Below are 16,309 nucleotides of genomic sequence, written 5' to 3'. Positions count from 1 at the left end.
GAGAGTCTGTGACGTATCCCATCTCGATAGAAGGAGCAGAGGCGCATGTCTGAGCGGGTGACCATGCCGGCACTGGGCGAGTCCGTGACCGAGGGCACCGTGACGCGATGGCTCAAGAATGTTGGCGACACGGTCGAGGTCGACGAGCCGCTGCTCGAGGTCTCGACCGACAAGGTCGACACTGAGATCCCTTCGCCCGTCGCGGGCACGATCCAGGAGATCCTCGTCGAGGAGGACGAGACCGTCGAGGTCGGCGCCGACCTCGCCGTCATCGGTGACGGTGACGCACCGGCCTCCTCCGACTCCGGCGACGACGCGCAGGAGGCTCCTGCGGAGGAGACCCCCGCCGAGGAGCCGCAGGCCGACGAGCCCGCCGCCGAGGCCGAGGAGGCTCCCGCCGAGGAGCCGCAGGCCGAGGAGGCCCCGGCCGCCGAGTCCTCCTCCGGTGACGGCGACGGCACGACCGTGGCGATGCCGGCTCTCGGCGAGTCCGTGACCGAGGGCACCGTCTCGCGGTGGCTCAAGGCCGAGGGCGACACCGTCGAGGTCGACGAGCCGCTGCTCGAGGTCTCGACCGACAAGGTCGACACCGAGATCCCTTCCCCCGTCGCGGGCACCCTGACCAAGATCCTCGTCCAGGAGGACGAGACGGTCGAGGTCGGCGCCGACCTCGCGATCGTCGGTGGCTCCGGTGGCGGCTCGACCGAGTCCGCCCCGGCCGAAGAGCCGAAGCAGGAGGCGCCCACGGAGGAGCCGAAGGCCGAGGAGCCCAAGGAGGAGCCGAAGGCCGAGGAGCCCAAGGAGGAGCCGAAGCAGGAGGCCCCCAAGGAGGAGCCGAAGCAGGAAGCCCCCAAGGAGGAGCCGAAGCAGGAAGCCCCCAAGGAGGAGCCGAAGGCCGAGGAGCCCAAGGCCGAGCCGAAGCAGGAGGTGCCCGCCGCCTCCGGTGGTGACGCCGCCGCCTACGTCACCCCGCTCGTGCGCAAGCTCGCTGCCGACAACGGCATCGACCTCGCCCAGGTGACGGGCACCGGCATCGGTGGCCGCATCCGCAAGCAGGACGTCCTCCAGGCGGCCAAGGCGAAGAACCAGCCGCAGGAGGCTGCTGCTCCGGCCGCCGCTCCGGCTGGCGCCCCCGCTGCTGCGGCCCCCGCGGGCGTCCCGGCCGGTCTGGAGTCCAACGTCCCGCAGTCCAAGCGCGGCACCCGCGAGAAGATGACCCGCCTGCGCAAGGTCATCGCCGAGCGGATGGTCGAGTCGCTGCGGGTCTCCGCCCAGCTGACGACGGTCGTCGAGGTCGACATGACCAAGGTGGCTCGCGTGCGCGACGCCGCGAAGGCCGAGTTCGCCCAGCGCGAGGGCACGAAGCTCTCCTTCCTGCCCTTCATCGCCCAGGCCACGGCCGAGGCCCTGAAGGCGCACCCGGGCGTCAACGCCAGCGTCGAGGGCGACGAGATCGTCTACCACAGTCAGGAAAACCTCTCGATCGCGGTCGACACCGAGCGCGGCCTGCTCACGCCGGTCGTGAAGAACGCCGGTGACCTCAACGTCGCCGGCCTCGCCCGGGCCATCGCGGACGTCGCCGACCGCACGCGCAACAACAAGATCACGCCGGACGACCTGTCGGGTGGGACCTTCACCATCACCAACACCGGCAGCCGGGGTGCACTCTTCGACACCCCGATCCTCAACCAGCCGCAGGTCGCGATGCTCGGCACCGGCGCCATCGTGCGTCGCCCGGTCGTCATCACGACAGACGACGGCGGCGAGACGCTGGCGATCCGGTCGATGATGTACCTCGCGCTCACCTACGACCACCGCGTGGTCGACGGCGCCGACGCGGCCCGCTTCCTCGGGACGGTCAAGGCCCGTCTCGAGGAAGGTCGCTTCGAGGCCTGACATGAGCACACGACGACAGCGCATCGCCATCACCGGAGCCTCCGGACTGATCGGCGGCGCGCTGTCGTCGTCCCTGCGCGCGGACGGTCACGAGGTCGTGCAGCTCGTGCGTCACGAGCCGAAGGGAGACCACGAGCGTCCGTGGGACCCGGCCACCCGCGAGCTCGACCCCGGGGTCCTCTCGGACGTCGACACCGTCGTGCACCTGGCGGGTGCGGGCGTGGGTGATCGGCGCTGGACCCCGACCTACAAGATGCTCATCCGCACCTCACGGGTCCACGGCACGGACCTCGTGGCCCGCCGCGTCGCCGAGGGTGCCGGACCGACCCGGCTCGTCACGGCCTCTGCGGTCGGGTACTACGGCGACCGTGGCGACGAGGTCCTCACGGAGACCTCGGCCCCGGGCCGCGGCTACCTCGCCGGTGTCGTCCGCGACTGGGAGGCCGCGGCCGCACCGGCAGTGCAGGCGGGCGTCCCGGTGGCCCACGCGCGCACCGGTATCGTCCTGGCAGCACACGGCGGCGCCCTCAGCCCGATGCTGCGGCTCGCCCGACTCGGTCTCGGTGGCCCCCTCGCGAGTGGGCGCCAGTGGATGCCGTGGATCAGCCTCGACGACGTCGTCGGCGTCTACACGAGGCTGGTCGAGGACGCGTCGGTCACCGGAGCGGTCAATGCCACCGCGCCGCACCCAGAGCGCCAGCGCGATCTGGCGAGCGCGCTGGGTCGCCACCTCCACCGCCCCGCCGTCCTCCCCGCGCCCCGCCCTGCCCTGCGCGTGGCGCTCGGCGAGTTCGCCGACGAGGTCCTCGCCTCCGCCCGGGTGCTTCCCCTGCGGCTCCTCGAGGTCGGCCACGACTTCGCCCACCCGCACCTCGACGACGCCCTCGACCACCTGCTCTGACCGCCGCTGGGTGCCGCGGACCCCTCAGTCCGCCACAGCCCGGACATCTCGCACCCGCCACGCGTCGTCGTGCCAGGCGAGCACGAGGTCGACCCGCTGCCCACGCCGCCCCGGGCGGGGCGTGCGCTCCCCCTCGGCCGAGACCACCTCATAGGCGGACTCGTCGACGACGACCCGCAGGACGGCCCTGACCCCCGAGGTGCGCTGCAGCCGAGCCGATCGCACCGTCATCGTCACCCCGCGGTAGCGCTCGCCCGTCCGCTGCAGCTCGTCCAGCAGGGCGAGGTCCGCCTCCCGAGCAGGCGAGCCCGGCACGTCGAGCCGCTCGACGGCAGCCCGGTCACGCTCGACGACCACCTGCCGGCGCAGCGAGGTCAGCTCCTGCGCGAGCAGCACCGGCGACTCGCGGGTCGCCGCCCGGTCGGTCTGCACACCCGCGCGGGGCCCACCGGGAGTCTCCGACGGCTGCGACCGGGTGCTCACGGCGTTGGCCGGGTGGCCCGGCCCGCTCCCCCCTTCGGCAGTGGCGAGCTGACGCCACGGCACGAGCACGACGAGGGCGAGCGCCAACCCGCAGGCCACGACGACGGCCGGGCGGCGCGAGCCGGCGCCCGCACCCGCGGCAAGCCGGGCGATGGCCCGGGGTTCACTCCCTTCGGTCGTGGGCTCCACGTCCCGGGTCAGGTCGATCGGCTCGTCCCGCCGACGACGGGGCGCGGCGTGGCGCCCTCCCGTGGACCGGGGTCGCTCGTCCTCCTGACCCTCCCGCTCCCGTCGCTGCCACCACCGGCGGCTCGGTGGTGCCTCCGGCGCGGCGACGAGCTCCTCCTGCCACTGCGGTACGTGCACCTCGTCGTCGGCCGCCGACTCGCGCAGCCGACGGGTCAGGCTGCTCGCCACGTCGCCCGTCGACGTCATCCGCAACGGCTCGGCAGGCGCGGCGTCGAAGACGCCACGGGCCACCTCGTCGGCCTCGGGCCGCGCATCAGGGTCGGTCGACAGGCACGACTCCACGACCGCGACGAGCTCCGGGGCGTCCGGCACGAGGTCACCCAGCTCGGCCCGCTCGGCGATGTGCCCCGGCGGCTCCCCGACGAGGCACAGCCAGGCGAGCGCCCCGAGGGCGTGGACATCGCTCGCCCGGGTGGGGTCGCTCCCTTCGAGCACCTCCGGGGCGACGTGACCGTCGGTGCCGTGCACGTCGCCGGGCGCCTCGCCGGTGAGCCGGGAGCAGCCGAGGTCACCGATGGCCGGGCGACCCGTCGAGTCGAGCAGCACGTTGCCCGGGCTGAGGTCCCCGTGGACGACACCGAGGTCGTGCAGGCCGGCGAGGGCCTGCGCGACCGGCGCGATGACCGTGACCGTCTCGCCGACGGTGAGGTGACCGCGCTCGGCGACGACCCGACCGAGGCTGCCGCCGGCGAGGTACTCGAGGACGAGGGCGGTGCTCGGGCCGTGCTCGGTCTCGACGTCGACGGTCTCGTGCAGGGCGACCACGTGCTCGGCGGCGGTCTGCTGCAGCAGCGCGTACTCCCGCACCACCTCGTCCTCGCTGCCCGCAGCCAGCACCTTGACCGCGACGAGCTCGTCGTCGTCGACCCGACGCCCTCGCCACACGGTGGCGCTCGAGCCGACCCCGATCACCCGGGTCAGCCGGTAGCCGGGCACCTGCGGCGGGATCTCGTCCATGCCGTCACCATGGCGCAGATCGCCGATCCGTCCGCGGAGTTCTCCACAGGGGGCGCGGCGTAGGCTGGCCGGATGCGTTTCGAGGAGCTGGGCTTCGCCCCCGACACCGTCGACTACCTGACCGCCTGGGAGCACCAGAAGCAGGTGCACGCCGCGGTCGTCGCCGGTGAGCTCGAGGACACGACCCTGCTGCTCGAGCACACCGCCGTCTACACCGCCGGCAAGCGCACCGAGCCCCACGAGCGACCGATGGACGGCACCCCCGTCATCGACGTCGACCGGGGCGGCAAGATCACCTGGCACGGCCCCGGCCAGCTCGTCGGCTACCCCATCGCGCACCTCCCGGGTCGCCGCGACGTCATCGCCCACGTGCGCCGGCTCGAGGAGATGATGATCCGCGTGGCCGCCGACGTCGGCGTCACCGCCACCCGCGTCCCGGGCCGCTCGGGCATCTGGGTCCCCGGCACCGACGAGACCCGCGACCGCAAGCTCGGCCAGATCGGCATCCGCGTCTCCCGCGACGTGGCGATGCACGGCTTCAGCCTCAACGTCGACTGCGACCTGTCGTGGACGCAGACGATCGTCCCGTGCGGGATCCCCGATGCCGACGTCTCGACCCTCGCCCTCGAGACCGGTCGTGACATCACCGTCGCCGACATCCTCCCTTCGGCCAAGGCACACCTGCTCGAGGTCATGACGCAGGACCTGCCGCTGACGAAGGGGGCTGCAGGAGCCGTCCCCGCCGAGGCGTAGTCTGGAGTGACTCCGGACACCCTCCGGACCACCGACACTGCCAGGAGAGCTGCGTGACCGTCGCACCCGAAGGACGTCGTCTGCTGCGCGTCGAGGCGCGCAACGCCGAGACCCCCATCGAGCGCAAGCCGGAGTGGATCCGGACCACCGCCAAGATGGGCCCCGAGTACAACCAGATGCGTGGCCGCGTCAGTGGCGCTGGCCTGCACACGGTCTGCCAGGAGGCGGGCTGCCCCAACATCTTCGAGTGCTGGGAGGACCGCGAGGCGACCTTCCTCATCGGCGGTGACGTGTGCACCCGGCGCTGCGACTTCTGCGACATCGCGACCGGCCCGCCCCACCTCGCTCGACATGGACGAGCCGCGCCGCGTCGCCGAGTCCGTCCGCGAGATGGGCCTGCGCTACTCCACCGTCACCGGCGTCGCCCGCGACGACCAGCCCGACGGTGCCGCCGCGCTCTACGCGGAGACGATCCGCGCGATCCACGAGCTCAACCCCACGACCGGTGTCGAGATCCTCCCGCCCGACTTCGGGGCCAAGCCCGAGCTCGTCGGCCAGGTCTTCGACGCCCGCCCCGAGGTCTTCGCCCACAACCTCGAGACCGTGCCGCGCATCTTCCGCAAGATCCGCCCGGCCTTCACCTACGAGAAGTCCCTCAAGGTGCTCTCCATGGCCCGCGAGGCCGAGCTGGTCACCAAGTCCAACCTCATCCTCGGGATGGGTGAGGAGGACCACGAGATCGAGGAGGCGATCCGCGACCTGCACGAGGCGGGCTGCGACATCCTCACGATCACCCAGTACCTGCGCCCCTCCAAGCTGCACCACCCGATCGACCGGTGGGTCAAGCCCGAGGAGTTCGTCCACTGGAGCGAGCTCGCCGAGGCGATCGGCTTCAAGGGCGTCATGGCCGGGCCGCTCGTGCGCTCGAGCTACCGGGCCGGTCGCCTCTACGCGACGGCGATGCGCAAGTGGGGCCGCGCGGTCCCGGAGCACCTGTCGCACCTCGAGGCGGCCATCGACGAGCCGGCCCGCCAGGAGGCGGCGACGCTCGTCGCCAAGAGCCGAGCCCAGGCGATCCTCGACCAGCCGGCCACCGGCACCGACGGCTGACGCCACCCCCTTCGCGAGGAACTAGACTCTCCCCCCATGGCCAGCAAGAGCGACACCCCCTCCAAGCCGAAGCGCGAGAACCCCTTCAAGCGCATCGCCTCCGTCTACCGGACGGTCAAGCAGCTCGACCCGCAGGTCGGCCTGTGGATGCTGCTCGGCTTCGTCGTCGTGCTGGCGGTCGGTGCGCTCATCGGCCTGATCTTCGGGCACGTCATCGCCTCGCTGCTCGTCGCGCTCCCCTTCGCCGCGCTCGCCGCGATGATCGTGCTGTCGCGACGGGGTGAGCGGGCCGCCTTCGCCCAGATGGAGGGCCAGCGCGGTGCCTCCATCGGCGGCCTGTCCGCGCTGCGCCGCGGCTGGTACTACGACCAGGAGCCGGTCGCCGCCGACGCCACCAAGCCGAGCGAGATCGCCACGGCCGCCGTCGTCTTCCGCGCCCTCGGCCGCCCGGGCATCGTCCTGCTCGGCGAGGGCCCCAAGCACCGCGTCGACAAGCTCTTCGCCAAGGAGACCAAGAAGGTCGCCCGCGTCGCCCCCCGGCGTCCCGGTCCACACCTTCATCGTCGGCAGCGGCGAGGGCGAGCTGGCCCCCCGCAAGATCCGCATGACCCTCACCAAGCTGCGCCCGGAGCTGTCGAAGGAGGAGATGTCGGTCGTCAACAAGCGGCTGAAGTCCCTCCCCGGGATCCGTCAGGGTGTCCCCGCCGGGGTTGACCCGTCGCGCGCCCGGATGAACCGCAGCGCCCTGCGCGGCCGCTGACCCACCCGCGGCGCCGGCCCGCGGCGCCACCACCGCCGACCCCCCGGGAGAGCACCCGTGCCCGCAGCCACGACCACCCACGCCGAGGACCTCGCCGACTTCGTCGACGCCTCCCCCTCGAGCTATCACGCGGCCGCCGAGGTGGCCCGCCGGCTGCTCGACGCCGGCTTCACCTCCCTCCACGAGAGCGACGCCTGGCCGCAGGAGCCGGGTCGCTACGTCGTCGTGCGCGAGGGCGCGGTCATCGCGTGGGCCGTGCCGACGAGCGCCGGCCCGACGACCCCGGTGCGCGTCTTCGGCGCCCACAGCGACTCCCCCGGCTTCAAGCTCAAGCCCCAGCCGACCACCGGCCACCTCGGCTGGCTGCAGGCCGGCGTCGAGGTCTACGGCGGGCCGCTGGTCAACTCCTGGCTGGACCGTGAACTGCGGCTGGCCGGTCGACTCGTCCTCGAGGACGGCACCGAGGTGCTCGCCGACTCCGGCCCGCTGCTGCGGCTGCCCCAGCTGGCGATCCACCTCGACCGCGAGGTCAACGAGCGCCTCACCCTCGACCGACAGGTCCACACCCAGCCCGTGTGGGGCGTGGGTGCCGCCGAGTCAGCGGACCTGATCGCCGAGCTCGCCGACCGCGTCGGTGTCGACGCGGCCCGGGTGCGCGGATACGACCTCGTGACGGCCGACTCCGCCCGTGGTGCCGTCTTCGGCCGGGACGACGTCTTCTTCGCCGCGGGTCGTCTCGACGACCTCGCGAGCGCGCACGCGGGCACGGTGGCGCTGGCCGAGGTCGGCGACGACCTGGGCGCCGACCACATCCCGATGCTCGCCGTCTTCGACCACGAGGAGGTCGGCTCGGCCTCGCGCACCGGCGCGGGCGGCCCCTTCCTCGAGGAGGTGCTCGAGCGCATCGGCATCTCCCTCGGCGCCGACCGCGGCGACCGGCTGCGGGCGCTCGCGTCGTCGTGGTGCATCTCGAGCGACGTCGGGCACTCGGTGCACCCCAACTACCCCGGCAAGCACGACCCGCACGTGCGGCCCGTGCTCGGGTCCGGCCCGATCCTCAAGCTCAACGCCAACCAGCGCTACGCGAGCGATGGTGTCGGCGCGGCGGCCTGGCGCGGCTGGTGCGAGGCGTCCGGTGTGCACAGCCAGGACTTCGTCTCCAACAACACCGTGCCGTGCGGGTCGACGATCGGCCCGATCACCGCGACCCGCCTGGGGATCCGCACCGTCGACGTCGGCATCCCGATCCTGTCGATGCACTCGGCGCGCGAGCTCGCCGGCACGAGCGACCTGCTCGACCTGGCGCGCGTGGCGCGCACCTACTTCGCGGGCTGACCCCCGCCCGGCAGGTCCCCCGGACGGAAGGCGTAGAGCGCCTCCAGCCGCGCCGCCGCGAGGGCGCGGTAGCCGGCGGTCGCGGCGCGGGTCCGGTCGTCGGGCACGTACCCGTCGAGCACCCCCTGCTCAACCGCAGCCGCGGTCTCCCGCTGCGTCCAGCCCTGGCGCACCCGCAGGTCGAGGTGGGCCAGGAGGTTGCCGAGGTCGAGGGCCGGGTCCCCGAGACCCAGGGTGTCGACGTCGAGCATCCCGATCGATGCGCCGTCGACGAGCAGCTGCTTGTCGTGGAGGTCGCGGTGCAGCAGCGACGGTGCAGCCGGTCGGGCGAGGGCGGCGATCGTGGCCGCGGCCGCGGCGATCCGCCGGTCCACCACGAGCGCCTCTCGGGGCTGCAGGGCGCGATGCGTGCGCGCGAGATCGAGCAGCGCACGCGTGGCGTCCACCTCGGCTGCGAGGTCGTGGGTGGTCGTCCCGTCCGGCGCGGTCGCCGCCGAGTGCAGGGTGCGCACAGCTCGTCCCACCTCCGTGGCCACGACCGCAGGGACAACCCCTGTCAGCAGGTCGTGCAGGGTCTGCCCGGGCAGGGTGGTCAGCACGATCGTGCCGCCGGCCTCGTCCCACTGGGTGACCTCGGGGGCCGAGAGGCCGGGGACGGCGGCGGCTGCGCGCACCCGGCGGACGAGCTCGGCGGTGCGGCTTGGGCGCACGACCTTGGTGTAGACGTACCCATCGCCGCGCTGGTACCGCACGACCGCGCGCCGCTCGGGGCGGTGCACGACGAGCTCGGCCCCGCCTGCGACGAGGTCGGCCAGAGCAGGCAGTCGCCGGTCGGCCCCGTCGTGCTGGAGCACCAGGCGGGACCCGAGGCGCTCGACGCGGCCGGGGGTGGCGTCGGCGACCCGCGTGGCCTCGGTGGCATCGTCGATCCACTGACCGATGACCCGCTGCCGGTCGGGGCCCCGTAGGTCGAGGTGCAGGCGATCACGGCGCGGGTGAGCCCGGACGAGCTCGAGACCGTGGCCGGTCACCGTGCGCCGGACCTCGTCGAAGGGGGTCATGCCGCCACCTGCAGACCGGCCTGCTCCGCAGCGAGCGCGATGAGATCGGCCGTCAGGTCGGGCCAGCGGGGGTGGCCGGACCTGAAGGGCTCCGCTGCCCTCGACAGCAGGGCGAGTGCGGTGCGTGGGCCCAGGTCGTCGGTGGCCGGCCCCGACCAGGTGCTGGCGTGGCCGGCGAGCAGGGGCTCGCGGAGGCGGGCCACGAGTCCGGCAGCGCCCTCGGCGCCGGGCGTGGCGAGCCGGGTCAGGGCAGCGGCCGCGAGCAGGCTCGCCACGTCGTCGAGCGGGTTGCCGAGACGGACCCGGTCGAGGTCGATGAGCCCGAGGTCGTGGCCGTCCGCGACGACCTGGTCGAGCGAGAGGTCGCCGTGCAGCAGGGCTCCCGGCCCGGTACGAAGGGAGCCCCGCGCCACCTCGGCCACGTGGTGTACGAGGTCGACGTGCGCGCCGAGCACCGGCGCGAGGGCGTCGACACCGGGGCCGTCCATGGCCCGCTCCGGGGCGACGTCGGCACGTCCGGTGGCGTGCAGCTCGCCGAGGCAGGCTCCCAGGCGCCGTACGGCCGCGACGGAGACGTCGCTGTCAAGGGTGCGACCGGGCAGGTGCTCGAGGGCGATGAGGCCGCGCCGGTGGGTGGCGAGCACGCGCGGCAGTCGCAGGGAGGGCGCATGGTCCGGCCGGACGCGTGCGTGGGCGGCGAGCGCGTCGTCGTACCCGCGGCGGGCGTACGCGCGCAGCACCACGTGGCCCGCTCCCTCGGCTCGCGGCAGCCGACCGACCCATCGCCGGGCCGGCTTGTGGGCCAGGGTCTGCGGGCTCGCGTCGGTGGCGACCGGATGCCCGGCCCCGGAGAGCCAGTCGGCGAGGTCACCCGTGCGGACGAGGCGACGGAGCGCGGGCAGGCGGCGATCGGTGCGTGCGTCGACGACGAGCAGCCCCACCTCGGGGGCATCGAGCAGCACCTCGCCCGGAGTCACGTGGCGCAGGGCCTTGCCCCGTTTGTCGGGCGCGGCGTTGCCCCAGGCGTGCGCGATCACGGGCCGGCCGGCGACGTCGAGCAGGGCGACGGCGCTCGTACCGGGCTTGTAGCGCAGGTACGACCTCGTCGTCGGGCCGCCCAGCTGCTCAGCGAGCACGGCGGGCTCGAGCAGCCCGGGCAGACCCGGCAGGCCGAGGTCGGCGACGACCAACCGCTCGTGGGCCTCAGCTGCCGACAGCACTGGCGACACCCCCTTCGTGGCGTGGCCGGAGGGCGTCGTCGAGCTCGCCGGCATGACGGGCCAGCACCTCGTCGGGGCGGCCGACGTCGGTGACGCGACCGGCGTCGACCCAGACGATGCGGTCGGCGGACCGGGCCGCGTCGAGGTCGTGGGTGATGACGATCGTCGTGCGACCGGCCGTCAGCCGGTCGAGCGCCGCGGTGACCTCGACCTCGGTCTCGCCGTCGAGGCCGACTGTCGCCTCGTCGAGGATGACGACGGGCGCGTCGCGGACGACCGCCCGAGCGATCGCGATGCGTTGCCGCTGCCCTCCCGAGAGCGTGCTCCCCCGCTCGGAGACGACCGTGTCGTAGCCCTGTGGCAGGGCAGTGATGAAGTCGTGGGCACCGGCGGCACGAGCGGCGGCGACGACCCGCTCCTCGGTGACCTCGGCCGCCCCCTCGGGAGCGCCCATCGCGATGTTGTCGCGGATCGTCGTGGCGAAGAGCAGGCTCTCCTGGAGCACCACCGCGACCTGGCTGCGCACGCCGTGGACCGTGAGGTCCTGCAGGTCCCACCCGTCGAGGCGCACCGTCCCGGAGTCCGGGTCGTGCATGCGCAGCAGCAGCCCGGCGAGCGAGGACTTGCCCGCGCCGGAGGGGCCGACGACGGCGACCCGCTCCCCCGGGTGGATCCGCAGGCTCACGCCACGCAGCACCGGGTGACCCGGCACGTACGAGAGCCAGACGTCCTCGAGCTCGACGTGGCCGGCGACCCGCCGGCCGGGTGTGGCCCACGAGGCGTCGCGCACGGTGGGCTCGGTGTCGAGCAGGTCGACGACGCGCTCTGCGGAGGCCGCGGCCTGGGCGATGCGCCCGGTGTACTTCGCGAGATCGCGCATCGGCTTGAAGGCCGCCTTGAGATAGGTGATGAAGACGACGAGCTCACCGGGAGTGAGCGCGCCGGCGAGCACGCGCTGGGCCCCGACGTAGAGGACGAGGGCCGTCGCCAGGCCGACGAGCACGTCGGTGGACCGCTCGAGCCCGGCGGAGAGCTTCTTCGCCTTGACCCCGTCCTTGAGCGTCTTGACGTTGTCCGACGCGAAGCGGCTCTGCATCTCGCTCTCGAGCGTGTAGGCCTGCACGACCTTCATCGACCCGAGGGTCTCGGTGGCGAGGGTCGCGAGGTGGCCCTCGGCCTTGCGCTGCTTGCGCGAGACGGTGTGGATGCGGCGGGTGGCGCTGCGTCCGGTGAGGACGAAGACGGGGAAGACGACGAGCATGCACAGCGCGAGCTGCCAGTCGAGCACGAAGACGACGACGAGCATCGCGACGAGGGTGAGGACGTTGCCGGCGAGCGGGAGCGCGGCGGTCACGGCCACCTCCTTGAGCCGGCCGACGTCGCTCGTGATGCGCTGGACGAGGTCACCCGTGCGGGCCCGGTCGTGGAAGGACAGCGACAGGCGCTGCAGGTGCGCGAAGGCATCGGCGCGCACGGCCGTGAGCAGCCGGTTGCCCGCGAGCGCGAAGCAGACGGTCATGCCGTAGCTGGCTGCGGCCCGGAGCAGGACGACGACGAGCAGGCCGAGGCAGGCGAGCACGAGGACCTGCTGCAGGTCGTCGGGCTGGCCCTGGTGCAGGTCGGCGCCGAGGTGGCCGATGACGCCGTCGATGACGAACTTCAGCGGCCACGGCTCGAGCAGGCGCATGACGACCTCGAGTGCCATCGCGGCGCCGCCGCCGGCGATGAGGGTCCGCTGCCGGCGCAGGTGCGGTCGCACGTGCGGCACGAGACGCCGCAGCCCGGGCAGCGCCTCGCGCAGACCCTCGGGCCGGCGCACCTTGCGCAGGGGTGAGTCGCTCACGCGGTCTGCCCCCACAGGTCGTCGGCGAGCGAGGTGCGCGGGGCGGGGACCGTGTCGAGGATGCGCGCGACGACCAGGCTCCAGTCGTGCCGGTCCTCCGCGGCCCGGCGCCCGGCCCGGCCGAGCTCGGCGCGCATCGTCGGGTCCCGGCGCAGGCCGGCGAGAGCGGCGGCCAGCTCGGCCGGGTCACCGGGCCGCACGAGGACGCCGAGGCCACCGTCGTCGAGGATGCCGGGGCAAGGACCGATGTCGCTGGCGACGACGGGGAGCCCGGCGGCGAGGTACTCGTAGAGCTTGAGCGGCGAGAAGTAGAAGTCGGGCAGCCGCGGGTAGGGCGCCACGGCGATGTCCATCGCGGCGAGCTCGGCGGGCATGTCCTCGGGGGCCACCGCGCCGACGAGGTCGACGCGGTCGACGACGCCCAGCTCGCGAGCCAACTCGGCCAGCCCCGTGCGCCGCGGGCCGTCGCCGACGAGCCGCAGGCGTGCGTGCGGGTCGGTACGCGCCACCCGGGCGAAGGCCTCGACGAGCACCTCCACCCCGTGCCAGGGCTTGAGCGTGCCGACGAAGCCGATGACGAAGGGGGGCTGCTCCCCCCTTCGCCCGCTGTGGGCTGCAGGTCGGATGAAGCGCGTGTCCACGCCGTTGGGCACGACGTGCACGGCGGTGTTGTCGGTGCGCTCGGTGACCCAGCGGGCGACGGGCGCGGAGACGGTGACGACCGACCCTGCGGCGTCGAAGGCGGCCGTCGCGATGCCTACGGCGCCATCGCGGTCGGCGAGCACCCGGTGCTCGGCCTGCTCGTCGACGAGCGGCGCGTTGACCTCGAGCACGCTGGCGACGGCCCGCTGCCGGGCCCAGGCCATGGCCGCCGGCGACCACAGCGAGTAGCGCTCGTAGACGAGATCGAGCGGGTCCTCCCGGTGCAGCTGCTCGAGCAGGTCGGCCGCCGCGTACGCGGACCGCCGCGCCGACGCCTCACGCTCGGCGCCAGGCTCCCCGGTGGTGCGGGGCAGCTCGTGCAGGACGACACCATCGAGGCCGCGGGGCAGGTCGCCCCCGACGCGGGCGGCGATGAGGTGCACCTCGCCGCCGCGGCGGAGGAGCTCGCGCACGACGGCCTGCACGTGGACGGAGGCTCCCTTGTGCCCGAAGACGGGGACGCCGGGGTCGGCGCACACGTAGGCGACGCGCCTCATGCGACCGCGCTCCCGCCCTCGGATGCGCATTTCCCTAGGTAAATGCGGTCGTCCTGGGAGGCGATGGCGGCGGCGAAGATCCCCTGCAGCTCCCGGGCGTGGTCGCGGAAGTCGAAGTCCGCCTCGAGCAGGCGGCGCGCGGCCCGAGCCCACCCGGCCGCGGTCTCGGGGTCGTCGAGGACGCGGGCGATGGCCTGCCCGAGCGCCGCGGGGTCGCTCTCGGGGGCGAGCAGCCCGGTCTCCTCGTGGCGCACGATCTCGGGGATGCCGGTGACGGGGGTCGAGACGCACGGCGTGCCGAGCGCCAGGGCCTCGAGGAGCACGGTGGGCAGGCCGTCACGGTTGCCGTCGGCGCCGACGACGCACGGGGCGGCGAAGACGTCCGCGGCAGCGACGATCTCACGGACCCGGGACTGCGGGAGCGCGCCGTGCATCGTCACGACGTCGCCCAGCCCGAGCTCGCCGATGCGCTCGCGCAGCGTCGCCTCGAGGGGGCCGGTGCCGACGAGGTCGACGTGCACGTCCCTGCCGGCGCCGACGAGCTCGGCGACGGCGGTGAGCAGGTCACCGAAGCCCTTCTTCTCCACGAGCCGTCCGACGGCGGCGATGCGGTCGGGGCCGGCGGTCTCCCCCTTCGTCGCGAAGGGGAAGGCCTGCAGGTCGACGCTGTTGTACAGCCGGGTGACCCGGTCGGCGGCGGCGCCGAACTCGCGCTGCAGGTGGCGCCGGTTGTACTCGCTCACGGTCACGGTCGTGTGCGCCTCGCGCAGCTTGGTGGCCAGCTCGGCGGGCACGACCTCCTCGTGGAAGATGTCCTTGGCGTGCGCCGTGAAGGACCACGTGATGCCCGTGAGGCGCGCGGCGATCCGGGCGACGTCGGCGGCGATCGAGCCGAAGTGCGCGTGCAGGTGCTCCAGCCCCGAGCGGCGCACCGCGCCGGCAAGCTCGACGGCGGCCAGGGCGACGTCCTCGGGTGCGGCGAGCAGCTCGTCGAGGTGGTCGGCGACCTGCGGCACCTCGGCTGCTGCGGCCCGCAGCCCGGACCAGAAGAGGCTGGCCTTGTGCTCGCGGGAGAGGTAGGTGACGGGCGCCTGCACCCGGGCGAGCAGCTCGTGGAAGCGCCCGTCGATCGGCAGCCGCAGCGAGAAGATCTCGACGTGGGTGCCGAGGGCCTCCTGCTGGAGGATCTCGTGGACGATGAAGGTCTCGGAGAAGCGCGGGTACATCTTCAGCACGTACCCGACGCGCGGGGTGGGCGTGGACATCAGCTGGCCTCCTCGAGGTCGGCGGCGTGGGTCGCGGCGGTGCGGTGGAGCCGGGTGAGCAGGTGGGGCACCCGGCGCAGCCCGCCGAGCGCGATGGTCTGCCGGTCCCGGACGAAGGGGGCCCCCGTCGCCTGCTCGAGCCAGCCGGCGAGCGCGTGCGGCGTGACGAGTTCGGGGTGCAGCGCGTCGACGAGGCCGAGACCGCTCAGCCGGTCGGCGCGCACGAGCTGCTCCTGGCGGGGGCGCACCCTCGGGACGATGAGCGCGGGCACGTTGCCCGTGAGCACCTCGCACACAGTGTTGTAGCCGCCCATGGAGACGACCGCGTCGGCGCCGGCGACGAGCTCGACGGCGTCGGTGACGAACTCGCGCACGACGAGGTCGTCACAGCCGTCGGCGATCTCCTGCAGCCGCAGGCGCAGGGAGGGCTGCATGTACGGGCCGGTGATGATGACGCCGGTCCGACCGGTCGGGTAGGTCGCGTGGGCGAAGGCGAGGGCGGTGTCGTAGCCGTCCTGCCCGCCGCCGACCATGCACAGGACGTAGGGGCGCGGCACGGGGCCGGCGGGTGGTTCGTCGCGGGGCGGGATGAGCCCCTCGGACCGCCCGTCAACGAGGTAGCCGGTGTAGCGGACCCGGCGGGCGACGGTGGGCGGCAGCTCGTAGTCGGCGACGACGTCGACGACGTCACTGTCGCCGTAGACCCAGACCTCGTCGTAGTGGTCGCGGATCGCCTGCGTCGTGCGGGACGAGCGCCACTCGCGGGCCGCGGTCAGCGGGTCGTCAAGGATGTCGCGCAGGCCGAGGACGACGCGGGGGGCGGGCGCCGGTGGTGTGCCCTCGGACGGCGTGCAGCGCCTCGAGCGCCTGCTCGAGCTCACCGTCGAGACCGCGGGCGACCTTGTCCACGACGACGACATCGGGGGCGAAGCTCGTGAGTGCCGTGGTGATGACGTTGGAGCGCAGGGTGAGCAGCGCGTCGAGGTCCATGGCGAAGGTGGCGGCGGCGTATCCCCCGTCGCTGTCCTTGGCCACCGTCGGCACGGTGATGACCTCGGTGTGGGGCGGCAGCGGCAGCGAGGTCGCCTGCGGTGCGCCGGTGAGCACGAGGACGTCGGTGCGCGGGTCGGCCGCGACGATCGCCCCGGCGAGGGCGAGGTTGCGGCGGATGTGGCCTAGCCCCTGGGTGTCGTGGGAGTAGAAGGCGATGCGGCGCCGTGGTGTCGTGGTCACGGGCACCACCGTGCAGGGCCGCTGTGAGGTGAACGTGAAGTGAA

General features: G+C 73.6%; 13 protein-coding genes and 2 pseudogenes. 7 read left to right on the top strand and 8 right to left on the bottom strand.

Annotated elements, in window-relative coordinates; all coding sequences use genetic code 11:
• Nucleotides 1-45 precede the first annotated feature (45 nt).
• Both sucB and B277_RS13335 read left to right on the top strand, forming a co-directional pair.
• On the top strand, nucleotides 46-1,896 hold the full coding sequence (gene sucB / locus B277_RS13340; RefSeq protein ID WP_007929093.1) for a 2-oxoglutarate dehydrogenase, E2 component, dihydrolipoamide succinyltransferase: 1,851 nt from the start codon (nucleotides 46-48) through the stop codon (nucleotides 1,894-1,896).
• Between the two features lies 1 nt (nucleotide 1,897).
• Complete coding sequence (locus B277_RS13335; RefSeq protein WP_007929091.1) at nucleotides 1,898-2,797, top strand: TIGR01777 family oxidoreductase; 900 nt, start codon at nucleotides 1,898-1,900, stop codon at nucleotides 2,795-2,797.
• Nucleotides 2,798-2,821: 24 nt separating this feature from the next.
• On the opposite strand, the gene B277_RS16195 is transcribed toward B277_RS13335, so the two are convergent.
• Complete coding sequence (locus B277_RS16195) at nucleotides 2,822-4,486, bottom strand: serine/threonine-protein kinase (protein ID WP_007929089.1); 1,665 nt, start codon at nucleotides 4,484-4,486, stop codon at nucleotides 2,822-2,824.
• 72 nt (nucleotides 4,487-4,558) lie between these two features.
• On the opposite strand from B277_RS16195, the gene lipB reads away from it, so the two are divergent.
• The 5 genes and pseudogenes from lipB to B277_RS13310 all read left to right on the top strand — a co-directional run bounded on the left by lipB (nucleotide 4,559) and on the right by B277_RS13310 (nucleotide 8,444).
• Complete coding sequence (gene lipB, locus B277_RS13325) at nucleotides 4,559-5,239, top strand: lipoyl(octanoyl) transferase LipB (RefSeq protein WP_007929087.1); 681 nt, start codon at nucleotides 4,559-4,561, stop codon at nucleotides 5,237-5,239.
• A gap of 53 nt (nucleotides 5,240-5,292) precedes the next feature.
• A pseudogene (gene lipA / locus B277_RS13320) lies at nucleotides 5,293-6,349 on the top strand (lipoyl synthase).
• A 36-nt stretch (nucleotides 6,350-6,385) separates the two neighbouring features.
• A pseudogene (locus B277_RS13315) lies at nucleotides 6,386-6,829 on the top strand (DUF4191 family protein); the annotation flags it as partial.
• Between the two features lie 79 nt (nucleotides 6,830-6,908).
• Nucleotides 6,909-7,109, top strand: coding sequence for a DUF4191 family protein (locus B277_RS20370; RefSeq protein ID WP_420795273.1), 201 nt, complete (start codon nucleotides 6,909-6,911; stop codon nucleotides 7,107-7,109).
• Nucleotides 7,110-7,166: 57 nt separating this feature from the next.
• The gene (locus B277_RS13310; protein WP_007929083.1) at nucleotides 7,167-8,444 is read left to right on the top strand and encodes a M18 family aminopeptidase; all 1,278 of its coding nucleotides are present in this window, start codon (nucleotides 7,167-7,169) and stop codon (nucleotides 8,442-8,444) included.
• On the opposite strand, the gene B277_RS13305 is transcribed toward B277_RS13310, so the two are convergent.
• Genes B277_RS13305 through B277_RS18035 form a run of 7 tightly spaced genes read right to left on the bottom strand, consistent with a single transcriptional unit; the run spans nucleotide 8,429 to nucleotide 16,265 of the window.
• Nucleotides 8,429-9,505, bottom strand: coding sequence for a phosphotransferase family protein (locus B277_RS13305; RefSeq protein ID WP_007929082.1), 1,077 nt, complete (start codon nucleotides 9,503-9,505; stop codon nucleotides 8,429-8,431). The genes B277_RS13310 and B277_RS13305 overlap by 16 nt on opposite strands.
• The gene (locus tag B277_RS13300; protein ID WP_157986920.1) at nucleotides 9,502-10,725 is read right to left on the bottom strand and encodes a phosphotransferase; all 1,224 of its coding nucleotides are present in this window, start codon (nucleotides 10,723-10,725) and stop codon (nucleotides 9,502-9,504) included. Before B277_RS13300 ends, B277_RS13305 begins: the two co-directional genes overlap by 4 nt.
• Nucleotides 10,709-12,568 (bottom strand): ABC transporter ATP-binding protein, encoded by a 1,860-nt coding sequence (locus B277_RS13295; protein WP_238148146.1) that lies wholly within the window; start codon nucleotides 12,566-12,568, stop codon nucleotides 10,709-10,711. The genes B277_RS13300 and B277_RS13295 overlap by 17 nt, the downstream gene beginning before the upstream one ends.
• Nucleotides 12,565-13,767: a glycosyltransferase family 4 protein gene (locus B277_RS13290; RefSeq protein WP_040881604.1), complete on the bottom strand. Its 1,203-nt coding sequence runs from the start codon at nucleotides 13,765-13,767 to the stop codon at nucleotides 12,565-12,567. The genes B277_RS13295 and B277_RS13290 overlap by 4 nt, the downstream gene beginning before the upstream one ends.
• A complete protein-coding gene (locus tag B277_RS13285) occupies nucleotides 13,764-15,032 on the bottom strand; it encodes a glycosyltransferase family 4 protein (protein WP_007929077.1) in 1,269 nt (422 codons plus the stop codon). The genes B277_RS13290 and B277_RS13285 overlap by 4 nt, the downstream gene beginning before the upstream one ends.
• Nucleotides 15,032-15,913 (bottom strand): glycosyltransferase family protein, encoded by an 882-nt coding sequence (locus tag B277_RS13280; protein WP_051988065.1) that lies wholly within the window; start codon nucleotides 15,911-15,913, stop codon nucleotides 15,032-15,034. The genes B277_RS13285 and B277_RS13280 overlap by 1 nt, the downstream gene beginning before the upstream one ends.
• Complete coding sequence (locus tag B277_RS18035) at nucleotides 15,816-16,265, bottom strand: hypothetical protein (protein ID WP_051988063.1); 450 nt, start codon at nucleotides 16,263-16,265, stop codon at nucleotides 15,816-15,818. The genes B277_RS13280 and B277_RS18035 overlap by 98 nt, the downstream gene beginning before the upstream one ends.
• Between the last annotated feature and the right edge of the window lie 44 nt (nucleotides 16,266-16,309).

Origin of the sequence: Janibacter hoylei PVAS-1, from assembly GCF_000297495.1 — a bacterium.
In the GTDB taxonomy this organism is placed as follows: Bacteria; Actinomycetota; Actinomycetes; order Actinomycetales; family Dermatophilaceae; genus Janibacter; species Janibacter hoylei.
The sequence above is the reverse complement of the archived record's forward strand: the minus strand, read 5'-3'. Positions and strand labels throughout refer to the sequence as shown.

Coding starts and splice junctions, on each gene's coding strand:
- sucB (WP_007929093.1), top strand. CDS start 46: ATGTCTGAGCGGGTGACCATGCCGGCACTGGGCGAGTCCGTGACCGAG.
- B277_RS13305 (WP_007929082.1), bottom strand. CDS start 9,505: ATGACCCCCTTCGACGAGGTCCGGCGCACGGTGACCGGCCACGGTCTC.
- B277_RS13290 (WP_040881604.1), bottom strand. CDS start 13,767: ATGAGGCGCGTCGCCTACGTGTGCGCCGACCCCGGCGTCCCCGTCTTC.
- B277_RS16195 (WP_007929089.1), bottom strand. CDS start 4,486: ATGGACGAGATCCCGCCGCAGGTGCCCGGCTACCGGCTGACCCGGGTG.
- B277_RS13335 (WP_007929091.1), top strand. CDS start 1,898: ATGAGCACACGACGACAGCGCATCGCCATCACCGGAGCCTCCGGACTG.
- B277_RS13285 (WP_007929077.1), bottom strand. CDS start 15,032: ATGTCCACGCCCACCCCGCGCGTCGGGTACGTGCTGAAGATGTACCCG.
- lipB (WP_007929087.1), top strand. CDS start 4,559: ATGCGTTTCGAGGAGCTGGGCTTCGCCCCCGACACCGTCGACTACCTG.